At 45.3% G+C, this 12,505-nt stretch carries 8 protein-coding genes; 5 read left to right on the forward strand and 3 right to left on the reverse strand.

Features of this window, described 5'->3' with window-relative positions; genetic code table 11:
• The first annotated feature begins 77 nt into the window (after positions 1-77).
• The 4 genes from ACSYSY_RS07765 to ACSYSY_RS07780 are packed head-to-tail and all read left to right on the forward strand — an operon-like array spanning position 78 to position 7,071.
• Positions 78-1,619, forward strand: coding sequence for a type I restriction-modification system subunit M (locus tag ACSYSY_RS07765; RefSeq protein ID WP_491706999.1), 1,542 nt, complete (start codon positions 78-80; stop codon positions 1,617-1,619).
• Positions 1,616-2,758, forward strand: a complete 1,143-nt coding sequence (locus tag ACSYSY_RS07770; protein ID WP_491707000.1) for a restriction endonuclease subunit S — start codon at positions 1,616-1,618, stop codon at positions 2,756-2,758. The genes ACSYSY_RS07765 and ACSYSY_RS07770 overlap by 4 nt, the downstream gene beginning before the upstream one ends.
• The gene (locus ACSYSY_RS07775) at positions 2,694-3,977 is read left to right on the forward strand and encodes a hypothetical protein (RefSeq protein WP_491707001.1); all 1,284 of its coding nucleotides are present in this window, start codon (positions 2,694-2,696) and stop codon (positions 3,975-3,977) included. The genes ACSYSY_RS07770 and ACSYSY_RS07775 overlap by 65 nt, the downstream gene beginning before the upstream one ends.
• Complete coding sequence (locus ACSYSY_RS07780) at positions 3,970-7,071, forward strand: type I restriction endonuclease subunit R (protein WP_491707002.1); 3,102 nt, start codon at positions 3,970-3,972, stop codon at positions 7,069-7,071. The genes ACSYSY_RS07775 and ACSYSY_RS07780 overlap by 8 nt, the downstream gene beginning before the upstream one ends.
• Before the next feature lie 59 nt (positions 7,072-7,130).
• Here ACSYSY_RS07780 and ACSYSY_RS07785 read toward each other — a convergent pair whose 3' ends face one another.
• The 3 genes from ACSYSY_RS07785 to ACSYSY_RS07795 are packed head-to-tail and all read right to left on the reverse strand — an operon-like array spanning position 7,131 to position 9,632.
• Positions 7,131-7,607 carry an MliC family protein gene (locus ACSYSY_RS07785; protein WP_491707003.1) on the reverse strand — a complete coding sequence of 159 codons (477 nt, stop codon included), beginning with the start codon at positions 7,605-7,607 and terminating at the stop codon, positions 7,131-7,133.
• 8 nt (positions 7,608-7,615) lie between these two features.
• Complete coding sequence (locus tag ACSYSY_RS07790; RefSeq protein ID WP_491707004.1) at positions 7,616-9,061, reverse strand: glycosyltransferase family 2 protein; 1,446 nt, start codon at positions 9,059-9,061, stop codon at positions 7,616-7,618.
• Between the two features lie 49 nt (positions 9,062-9,110).
• Positions 9,111-9,632 carry a hypothetical protein gene (locus ACSYSY_RS07795; RefSeq protein WP_491707005.1) on the reverse strand — a complete coding sequence of 174 codons (522 nt, stop codon included), beginning with the start codon at positions 9,630-9,632 and terminating at the stop codon, positions 9,111-9,113.
• 97 nt (positions 9,633-9,729) lie between these two features.
• On the opposite strand from ACSYSY_RS07795, the gene ACSYSY_RS07800 reads away from it, so the two are divergent.
• On the forward strand, positions 9,730-12,468 hold the full coding sequence (locus ACSYSY_RS07800) for a M16 family metallopeptidase (protein ID WP_491707006.1): 2,739 nt from the start codon (positions 9,730-9,732) through the stop codon (positions 12,466-12,468).
• The last annotated feature ends 37 nt before the right edge of the window (positions 12,469-12,505 follow it).

Raw genomic sequence — 12,505 nt, forward strand, 5'->3', positions numbered from 1 at the left:
TGCTTCCGGACGCCTTGCTATCTTGAAGGGCAACCGATAGCTAACTAAAGTTTCAGAAAAAGCCCGGAGTATCCACAATGAACGCCACTGAACAGCGCGACAGATTACATAAAGATATCTGGCAGATTGCCAATGACGTGCGAGGTGCTGTGGATGGGTGGGACTTTAAACAATATGTCCTGGGTGCCCTCTTTTACCGCTTTATCAGCGAAAATTTCACTGAATTTATGCAAGGAGGAGATGACACAGTTAATTATGCATCAATGGCCAAAGAAGAAATTTCGCCGGCTCTGAAAGACACCGTTACAAAAGAAAAAGGCTATTTCATCTATCCTGAAGAGCTTTTTGTCAATGTCGTCAAAAATGCTGAGAAAAATAAAGAGCTTAACGTAACGTTAAATGACATATTCAAAGCCATTGAAGCCTCTGCCCATGGTTATGACTCTGAAAAAAACGTTAAGGGCCTGTTTGCTGATTTTGATACAACAAGCACAAGACTGGGCCACACCGTTGAAGACAAAAATGCCCGACTGACTAAAGTCCTTAAAAGAATTTCTGAACTCAATTTCAGCGATTTTAAAAAGCATGAAATTGACCTTTTCGGCGATGCCTATGAATTTCTCATCGGTAATTATGCCGCAAATGCCGGCAAATCGGGCGGGGAGTTCTTTACCCCGCAAAAGGTATCAAAGCTGATTGCCCAGCTGGCCATTCACGGCCTGAAAAAAGTCAATAAAATCTACGACCCCGCCTGCGGCTCAGGCTCTCTGATGATTCAGGTTAAAAGACAGTTTGACCAACACATCATTGAAGAGGGATTCTTCGGCCAGGAAGTGAATCATACGACCTATAACCTGGCGCGTATGAACATGTTTTTGCATAATATCAATTACGATAAATTCAAGATCGCGCTTGGCGATACCCTCCTCAACCCTCAATTTGGGGATGAGAAACCTTTTGATGCCATCGTCTCCAACCCGCCTTATTCCTTAAAATGGGTCGGCTCAGATGACCCAACCCTTATTAATGATGACCGCTTTGCACCAGCGGGGATTCTGGCCCCTAAATCAAAGGCGGATTTCGCTTTTGTGCTCCATGCCCTTAACTATCTTTCACCAAAAGGGCGGGCCGCCATTGTATGCTTCCCGGGCATTTTTTACCGTGGGGGCGCTGAGAAAAAAATCCGGCAATATCTGGTCGAGAAAAATTACGTCGAAACCGTGATTGCCCTCGCACCCAATCTGTTTTTCGGCACCTCTATTGCCGTGAATATCCTCGTGCTTTCAAAACATAAAACGGACTGCACCACGCAATTTATTGACGCCAGCGGCCTATTTAAAAAAGAGACAAATAATAACGTCCTGACTGACGAACATAGAGACAAAATCCTCAGCCTCTTTGAAACCAAGGAGGACCATGAGCATCTGGCACGATCTGTGCATTTTGATGAGATCAAGGCCAATGATTACAACCTCTCCGTCAGCAGCTATGTCGAAGCCAAAGACACACGCGAGGTTGTGGACATCACCCAACTGAATGCCGAATTAAAAACCACCGTCGCCAAAATCGACCAACTCAGAACCGATATCGACGCCATCATCGCGGAGATCGAAGCGTGAAACAGGTTTCAGATTTCATGGAAAAACTGCTTCAAGGGGCTGAGGTGGAGTGGAAGCGTTTGGAGGAGGTGTCTGAAATAGTTCATGGAAAAGATTGGAAAAAACTAAAGCCAGGTAATATCCCAGTATATGGTTCTGGAGGTATTATGGGATACGTTGATACATTTTCTTATAACAGACCAACCGTTCTTATTCCGCGAAAAGGTTCTATCAGTAATATTTTTTACACAGAAAAACCCTTGTGGAACGTAGATACAATTTATTACACTAAAATCAATGAATGTATAATAACTCCAAAATTTCTTTATTATTTTATTAGAACCATAAACTTGTCAGCACTTGACTGCGGATCTGGGAGACCAAGTCTAACGCAAGCAATTTTAAAACAAATAGCCATTCCCATCCCGCCGCTGCGGGTGCAGGAGGAGATTGTTCGTATTCTGGATAAATTTACGGCTTTGACAACAGAGCTTACAACAGAGCTTACAACAGAGCTTACCGCCCGTAAGAAACAATACAACTATTATCGTGACCAACTCCTAAACTTCGAAGGCCGCGATGTCGAATGGAAACCTTTGGGGGAGATATTAGTACGTACGAAAGGTACAAAAATCACTGCCAATCAAATGAAATTACTGAATAAAGAAGGATCCCCAGTAAAAATTTTTGCTGGAGGCAAAACAGTAGCATCAGTAAACTATGGTGATATTCCGGACAAAGACATAAATTTACAACCATCAATTATTGTTAAATCACGTGGCATTATTGAATTCGAATATTACGATAAGCCGTTTTCCCACAAAAATGAGATGTGGTCATACCATTCAAATAACCATGAAATTAATATAAAATTTGTTTATTATTTTTTAAAAATGAATGAAATATATTTCCGAAATATTGGAAATAAAATGCAAATGCCGCAAATTTCTACACCTGATACAGATAAATTTCCAATCCCACTCCCTCCCCTCGCCGAACAAGCGCGCATTGTTGCGATTCTTGATAAATTTGATGCGTTGACGCATTCTATTACGGAAGGGTTACCGCGGGAGATTGAGTTGCGGCAGAAGCAATATGAATATTATCGTGACAGGCTCCTTACCTTCCCCAAGCCTGAAGATAACGTTAAAGGTGCCTGAAATGAGCCGGGGTCTGACTGAAATTGCGCAGGAGTTACTTAACCCGAAGAAGAAAGTTGAAAAGAAAAAGAAGGGGAAGGAAGAGAAAAAGAAGGTTAATCAGGACGATAAAGTTCAATTAATTTATGCTTTTAATGGTACAGGGAAAACACGCCTCTCACGTGCTTTCAGAGAGCTCATCCTTCCCGGAAACGTCGAAGAAACTACGTCCGGCTCTCCTCATCCTGTCATCCTATATTATAACGCTTTTACGGAAGACCTCTTTTCCTGGGATAATTCTTCGTTTCAGGAAGACGGGCCAAGGCTTAAAATCCACCCCAACTGGTTTACAGAGTGGATTTTAAAAGATCAGGGACGGGATCAGAATATCATCAGTAATTTCCAACGTTATACCAATAAAGCCCTAACCCCTCATTTTAATGAAGATTTCTCTGAAGTCCGTTTTTCATATGAACGAGGCGATGAAAACACCTCCAGCCCCATAAAAATCTCCAGGGGAGAGGAAAGCAATTTTATATGGAGTGTTTTTTTCAGCCTGTTTGAGGAAGTCATAAATACGCTTAATATTGCAGATCCAGACGAAAGGGATAATGATAGATTCAACCGGTTGAAATATATATTTATTGATGATCCGGTTAGCTCTCTTGATGAAAATCATCTCATTCAATTAGCCATTGATCTGGGTGAACTCATTCTATCAAATAACTCTGAGCTGAAATTTATTATAACCACTCATAATCCTTTATTTTATAATGTCCTCTATAGCACGATCACGAACAAGAAAATCAAAAAAGGGTATATATTACGCTCCCAAGAAGATGGAGGGTTTTCTCTGGAAGGAAAAGAGGGCGAGGCAAATACCGCCTTTTCCTATCATCTTTATATAAAAAACCTCCTTCAGGAAGCCATCGATAAGGGACAGGTGCAGCGTTATCATTTCATGCTTCTTCGTAATCTTTACGAAAAAACAGCCAGTTTTCTAGGCTACGAAAAATGGTCTGATATCGTGCCTGATAGTACGGAAAACCAGCCTGAAATCCAGGATGAAGAAATCAGAAAATCCTATATCAGACATATTGTGAATTTCTTTTCTCACAATAAATTATCTTATGAAGAAGTTGCCGAGCTGACACCACAACATAAAAAAATGATCAGCTATTTGCTAAAAAAGCTGGACGATACGTATCACTTCGCCCCAAAGAGAGAGAAAAATGGTTGAACTCACAAAACCAATTGCAGAAACAAACCATTATATCGTTCTCGACAAATATATCAAAAAAGAGGGCAGCCCTAACAGCTATCAGAGTGAAGCTGATCTGGAGCGGCAACTTCTTAACGATTTAACAGCACAGGGTTACGAGCTCCGCACCGATATTAACAGCCCCGAAGCCATGCTCAGCAATGTGCGTGCGCAGCTGGAGACGTTGAATCATACGCGCTTTACCGATGATGAATGGAAAAGATTTGTTGAGACCTATCTCGACTCTCCCAACGACACCATCACTGATAAAGCCCGCAAGCTTCATGATAATTATGTTCATGACTTTATTTTTGATGACGGCCATCTTGAAAATATCAAGCTGCTGGATAAAAAAACGCCTTCACTCAATAAAGTCCAGCTTATCAAGCAATTTGAACAGACGGGCACCCACTCCAACCGGTATGATGTCACGATTTTAGTCAATGGGCTGCCTTTAATTCATATTGAATTAAAAAAACGGGGTGTGGCTATTCGTGAAGCCTTTAACCAGATCCACCGTTACAGTAAAGAGAGCTTTAACAGCGATAATTCCCTTTATAAATATGTGCAGCTCTTTGTCATTTCCAACGGGACAGACACACGATATTTCGCCAATACCACAAAGCGCAATAAAAACAGCTTTGATTTCACCATGAATTGGGCTGATTCAAAGAATATTCCCATTAAGGATCTTGAGGATTTTACAGCCACCTTTCTTCAGAAAGAGACGCTCCTCAAGGTGTTAATTCTCTATAGCGTGTTTGATTCAAGCGATACGTTATTGATTATGCGCCCTTACCAGATCGCCGCAACTGAACGCATTTTATGGAAGATTATAAGTTCCCATGAGGCGAAAAACTGGAGCAATACGGGAAGTGGTGGTTTTATCTGGCATACGACGGGTTCCGGCAAAACCCTGACCAGTTTTAAAGCGGCTCGTCTGGCAACGGGACTTGAGTTCATTGATAAAGTCTTTTTTGTTGTTGACCGTAAAGACCTCGACTACCAGACCATCAAGGAATATCAGCGTTTTTCTCCTGACAGTGTTAATGGGTCTGAGAGCACGGCCGCGCTTAAGCGCAATCTGGACAAGGATGATAACAAGATCATCGTCACAACGATTCAGAAGCTTAATAATCTGCTTAAGAGTGCTGACGACCTTTCAATCTATGACAAGCAGGTTGTTTTTATTTTTGATGAATGTCACCGCAGTCAGTTTGGTGAAGCACAAAAGGCCATCACGCAGAAATTTAAAAAATATTATCAGTTTGGTTTTACAGGCACGCCTATTTTCCCTGAAAATTCCTTGAATGATAAAACAACAGCAAGTGTTTTCGGCGTGGAGCTTCATTCCTACATCATCACCGATGCTATACGTGATGAAAAGGTTCTGAAATTCAAGGTCGATTATAATGACGTGCGACCTCAATTCAAAACTGTTGAAACAGAGCAGGATGAAACAAAGCTCAGTTCAGCAGAGAACAGAAAAGCACTCTTGCACCCTGACCGTATTAAAGGGATAGCGCGTTATATTCTGGATAATTTTAATCAGAAAACCCACCGTGCACAGGCAGGCGCCAAAGGCTTTAATGCCATGTTTGCCGTCAGTAGTGTCGAGGCTGCGAAACTTTATTATAAAGAGTTTAATAACTTACAAAAAGACACGTCCCATCCTCTCAAAATCGCCACGATCTTCTCATTTTCCGCCAATGAGGAGCAGGATGCACTCGGTGACATCGCTGATGAGGGCTTTACTGTCTCAACCATGGAGCCAACAGCCAAGGAGTTTCTGGGAAGTGCCATCAATGATTATAATCAGATTTTCAAAACCAACTTTTCAGTCGATGACCGGGAGTTTCAGAACTATTATCGCGACCTTTCCAAACGCGTCAAAGCTGGAGAGGTTGATCTTCTCATAATCGTCGGCATGTTCCTGACTGGTTTTGATGCCCCTGGGCTCAATACCTTATTTGTGGACAAGAACCTCCGTTATCATGGCCTGATACAAGCCTATTCCCGCACAAACCGCATTTTCAATGCGACTAAAAGCTTCGGCAATATTGTCACATTCCGTGACCTTGAGCAGGCAACGATTGATGCGCTGAGGTTATTTGGTAACAGCAATACCAGAAATATCATTCTGGAAAGAAGTTACACCGAATATATGGAAGGTTTCGGTGACGATCCAAATGGGCGCGGCTTCATCGCTATTACCGCAGAACTGGAAACCCGCTTCCCCAACCCTGAAGAGATTATCCTTGAAAGCGATAAAAAGGCGTTCGTAAAATTATTTGGCGAGTATCTGCGCGCTGAAAATATTTTGCAGAATTATGATGAGTTCACAGCCCTTAAAGAATTTCAGACTCTTGACGCCCATAATGAAACAGCTCTGGAAAGTTTTAAGGAAAAATATAATCTTGATGATGCCAAACTGGCTGAACTTGAAAAAATACACCTCCCCTCTGAGCGTAAAAATCAGGATTATCGCTCAACCTATAATGATATCCGGGACTGGTTACGCGAAAAGAAAACTTCGGAAGAACAGGAAAAATCTTCTGTTGATTGGGATGATGTTGTCTTCGAAGTGGATTTGTTGAAATCTCAGGAAATCAACCTCGATTACATTCTTGGCCTCCTTTACGATTATCACAAGAAACACAGCAATAAGAACGATCTTATTGAAGAGATTCAAAAGATCATCCGGGCAAGTCTTGATAACCGTGGTAAGGAAAGTCTGATTATTAATTTCATCCAACAAACGAATCTGGACGAAATTTTGACGAGACCCGACCTTCTTGAGGCATTCTATAAATTTGCCCAAAGTGAGCAGGAAAAAGAGGTTCATGATCTTATCAGTAGCGAAAATCTGAATGAGCAGGTCGCCCGTCGTTATATTGCAGCCTCCCTCAAAAGACGATTCGCCACCGAAAACGGCACAGAACTGAATGAGATGTTGCCAAAAATGAGTCCTCTGAACCCGCGATATCTGACCAAAAAACAGGAAGTTTTTGATAAAATCTCAAAATTTGTGGAAAGATTCCAAGGGATAAGGGCGCTGGAAGACTCAGATTAAGGACATCAGACATCCCGGAAAATAAGGAACAGAATGCGTCGTCTGTTCCTCCCTCTCCTTCAAGGTGCTTTTATAAGAACACACTCAAGAGGAGTGTCTTTCTCATCATCCGCTTGGCCGTAACTTGCCTTGTCTCCTTTGCTCCACCAGACGTAGCGGTCTGCGACATATTTGGAGCCATCTGCTGCCATGACGTTACTGAAAACAAGGATCTTTCCATCAATCGGCAGGATCGCAAGAGAGGTTATGTCAGCACTGACGTACGTCACCTTCAACGTGTGATCGGCAGGCAGGGTTCTGAGCAGGGCCTTTTGCACATCGGTCGGTTTTTTCGTTTTGGCAGAGCATGAATAGGTTTCAGATTGCTGCGTAACAACTTCATCTGAAGCGAAATCAAGCACAAACCGGTTACGATGGGCAGAGTCCCCTTTCTCTATTACGGCCTGCCCGAAAGAGACACCATAGACTGCCAAACTGGCAGTCAGAGTCCATAAAACCCCATATCTCAGTAGCCGGGAAACAGGCCGAAACGTCATTACCCCTCCTATTTTTCCTCATTACGGAGGTGAAGCCCCAATTTCGCAGCCATCTCCTTCCAGCTTTCCAGCCGACCAAAGGAATCGCTAACATCAGGGCTCCCCAGATTGGCAAAAATCAATCTCGGATCATCAATTGTGGCATCGCCGTAATTGGTGAAAAGGATTTTGAAATCAAGAGCGGGGTACCGTTTTGCGATCGCATCCGCCAAACGCCTGAAATCAGGCACAAGGCTATGGATTGGACGATGCGTGCCTTCATAATGCAGGCTGTCGCGCCAGTCCCTTACGAACAGAACTTTCCGATCCCCTTTACATAGCGCGTCTATTTTCCCCAGAAGATCTTTATATTCTGCCACCAAACGCTCTTTCTGGGCCAGAAAGGCTTCAACAGAGGCTGGCTCACCTTCCGCCAGTTCCAGGCAGTTATGATAAATGAGCAATGTTTCTCGGCACCTTAAGGCTTCATGATAGCCATAGAGGCAGACTGTTGAGAAAAGATCCCGGAAATCTGTTTCAAACAGCGCGATCAATGTATGGAAAGGGGTTAAGAAGCCATCAAAGAAACCTGGCCCTGCGTGCCCGAATGTTTCCTTGATAAAGAAACTTGTCTCTTCGCTTCCACCAAGGGAGATAATAGTGTCAAACCCCCGCTCTTCCGGGACCGACCGTAATGGTGGCCTGGCTCTTGCGGTTTCCATTTCATCTCTGAACAGGAACATCTGCGCATCTGTGCGCCAGGGAGCCCGGTAGAGAGGCTCATGCTGGATGTCTCTATGGAGTCTGATATTTCTCAGCACAAAATCCGGCGTGCCGGTCGTTTCTGAGGGCAGAGTCGTCAATCCGCCCCGCAGAAAGTAAACCTGCCCCCGTTCCGGCGTTAAATATTGGGGGAGGCCTCCATAACCTGCACGCAGGAAACGATGTGTGTGCTCGACATGTTCTTCCCCATATTTATAGAACCGGACATCGAGATAACCCACATAATCCAGTGCCCTTGCATGATAGCCCACGCAAAAGGCCTGATGCATGGGGGCAATGAAGGGGCTCTCGGCCGTTCCGGCACCCGATGAAACGTCATTATCAATTTCAAGGGTAATTTCAGGCATATGGTTCATATGGCCATAGGCTTCCACAGCCTTGATCCACTCATCTTCCCATCCGAAGACGGAAGGGTGACAGTCATCTTCGAAAATAAGAATGACGTCGCACTGTTTCTCTTCTTTCAGCCACCAGAGAGCGCGGTTACGGTTCCAGGCAATGCCTCTATTCTCACCCGTTATATAAGGAATATGTGCCTCTTGAAGCCACGCCTGGGTCCCATCACTCGATCCATCATCCGCCACGACAAACTCGAAGGGATGACGCGTAAAACGTATGATATTTTCGACAGACTGCCGTAAAATATCTTTCCGATTATAAGTGATAACCCCGATACCTAACTTTATAGCCACATATACCCCCATAGACTCTACGGATCATTACGACTGAAATAGTAACGACTTATTCAAAAACGCGATCTGTTTTACTAAAAAAGTCTGACTGTGTCTTACGGCGTGATTTAGGTGGAGGCACCTCACAGGCCATAAAATAAAGACCAATAATAAATGTAAGCTGTGATAATTCGTCCAGACGCCACCATAAATTATACCCCTGCCCTCCTGTATGAGAACGGCAGAGATCGTAAATGAGGAAGGCAATGCCAATCAGACGCAAGGCACGTAATTGCACACGCAAAGGATTGAGATAACCCGGTCTGACCAGCGTCGATAATTTCTGGCAGACGAGAAAAAAGACCAGACTGACCAGAAAGCCGAAAATGGCAGAAGGAATAAAACCCAGAGGCAGGCCGAAAAGCAAAGATGGTGCGACGACACAGGCCGCCTGCAAGATAACAGAGCCGAGCTCGAAACTGAGCCCCAGACCCATTGGGGAGCCATCACCAGGCAAACGATTTGCCAATGGCTGAAATAATCTTTCAAGAATCAGATCATCAATCCGCTGAATTATTTCTGCAATGGTCACACCTATACTCCCTTATGGTCCATAAATGTGTATAGTTCACAGGACTGGATAATTTAATGCTTTTATGATTTGATTTTAACAGATTTCTCCAGAAAAGATGTTCCGAGGAGGTTTTGTGTCTCTATTCCGTTTTTCACGTCTGACGCTACTTGCTGCGTCATTTATGACATCATCGGCTTTCATATCTCCTGTTCTGGCACAGCAATCCTCTGCCTCCCCGCCGCAAACATCTTCTGCTACCCCGGCAAAGCAGGAAACAACTGTTACCCGGGCCACACTTGCAAACGGGCTTAAGGTCGTCATCATCGAAGACCGTCTGGCGCCTGTTGTACAGACCATGGTCAATTATGAAGTCGGTTCTGCCAACGCTCAGGCCAAATATCCCGGGACGGCCCATGCTCTTGAACATATGATGTTCAATGGCTCTCATGGCCTGAGTCGCGACCAGCTTTCAACATTAAGTGCCCAGCTTGGCAATAATAACAATGCTGATACGACCTCTGACGTAACACAATATTATTTCACCGCCCCCGCCTCTGATCTCGAACTCCTGCTCAAGATTGAAGCAGACCGTATGACTGGTCTGACACTTGATGAAAAAGACTGGGCACATGAAAAAGGTGCCATTGAGCAGGAAGTCTCACGTGATCTTTCCAACCCTCTTTATCGTTACATAAGCGAAGTCAGGGCTAAATTTTATAAGGACACCCCTTATGAATATGACGCCCTGGGCACCCGTCCCTCCTTTGACGAAACGACGATTTCGCAGCTGAGAGATTTTTATAAAAACTGGTACGCCCCCAATAATGCCATTCTGGTCATAACGGGCGATGTGGACGGTCCGAAAGCACTGGATCTGGTCAAAAAAACATTTGAATCACTGCCTGCCCGTAAGCTGCCTGAAGCCCCTTCCGTCAAGCCATCGCCTGCCAAAGCACAAATGCTTTTCCTGCCGACTGATCTGCCTATCGGACTTGTCACCATGGCCTGGCGTCTGCCCGGGCAACGAGACCCTGATTACGCAGCCATGACCTTGCTGATTGATGCCCTGAGCAGTGACCGGGCCGATCTGTTTGGGCTGGTGCCGGACGGGAAAGCACTGGAGACAGATTTTGTCTATCAGCCTGATGCACTCGGGGGAATTGGTGTTGCCTATGCGGGATTTCCGAAAAATGCCAATCCATCTGCCCTTAAAAGAGCTGTTGCCTCCATTCTGGAAAATTATCGCCAAAAGGGAATCCCTTCCGATCTGATTGAAGCCGCACGCCAGCGGGAAATTGCCTCACTGGAATTTAATGCAAACAGCATTTCAGGCCTCGCAAACAGCTGGTCACAGGCTGTGGCAATCCAGCATCTGGACAGCCCGCAGGATATGATCAAGGCTTTCCGTTCTGTCACAAAAGAACAGATAGACCGTCTGGCAAAAAAATGGCTTGACCCAAAACAGGCAATCTCAGCAATCCTGACCCCGCGTGATACGGGAAAAGCCATTGCCGATAAAGGATTTGGTGGCGCTGAAAACCTGATGACACCTCCTAAAGGGAAGGTCGCATTGCCAGACTGGGCACAACAATCCCTTGCCAAGCTTGTGCTCCCCCCAGCCGCCCCTCAACCGGCAAGCTTTGTGCTTTCCAACGGGATCAAACTCTACGTAAAACCTGAGCATGTCAGCCATACTGTGGAGCTTTACGGTACGATCCGGCACACATCGTCCCTCCAGGAACCTGCTGGCAAGGAAGGACTCTCTGGCCTCGTAAACTCCCTGTTTATTTACGGAACTGAGAAGCATGACAGGCTTGCCCTTTCGCGTGCTCTCGATGACATTACGGCTGATGAAAGCGCAGGCAGCAGTTTCAGCCTCAATACCTTGACAAAGGACTTTAAGGCAGGGCTTGCCTTACTGGCAGAAAATGAGCTTCAGCCCGCTTTCCCTGAAAAAGCATTCCTGGTCTCACGCGAACAGACAGCACAGGCCTTGCATGGCACTCTGCAATCGCCATCCTACCGCTATGGACGCGCCGTTAAAAAAGCGCTTCTCCCTCCACGTGACCCCTCTTTGAGAGAGGCACTTCCTGAAAATGTCCGCAAAATAACCCTTCAGGATGTCAAAGATTACTACAACACCACATTCCGGCCTGATCTGACGACGATCATTGTCATTGGTGACATCGAGCCTGAAGAGGCACGCAAGGACATAGAAGCCGCTTTCTCTTCATGGAAGGCAAAAGGTGAAAAACCTCATCTTGACCTCCCTGAAGTCCCGCCAAGCAAAAGCTCTGCTGCGGTTATAGCTGATCCGGGTCGTTCGCAGGACGAGGTCAAACTGGTTGAGACATTGGAACTGAATGTCAAAAACCCTGACCGTCACGCCCTTGCGGTCGGGAACGAAATTCTGGGAGATGGTTTCTCGTCTCTGCTTATGCGCGACCTCCGCGTTGGCACCGGATATGTCTATAGCGTTGGAAGTGACATCCATTATTCCCGCACACGCTCAAGTTTCTCAATCTCCTTTGGAGCAGATCCTGCCAAAGTCAAAGCGGCTCAGAAACTGGCCGTCAAAGACCTCCAGTCATTGAGAGATAAACCAGTTGCGCAGGACACACTTGACCTGGCCAAGGCCACGTTACTACGCAGCCAGATTATGAGCCGCTCCAGCTTTGGCGACCTGGCGTCCATATGGCTGACATTGACAGAGCTCGATCTTCCCCTCAGCACACCTGATGAGTCAGCCAAAGCTATTTATGACATGACTCCTGAGCAGGTTCAGAAAGCATTTGCCCGTTGGATCCGCCCTGAGGATATGGCCCGTATCGTACTCGGCCCTGCCCCCAAATAAGGCTCAATAAAAAAAGCAGACAAAAAAGGCCGGATTT

It is taken from the genome of Aristophania sp. ESL1100 (assembly GCF_058511235.1).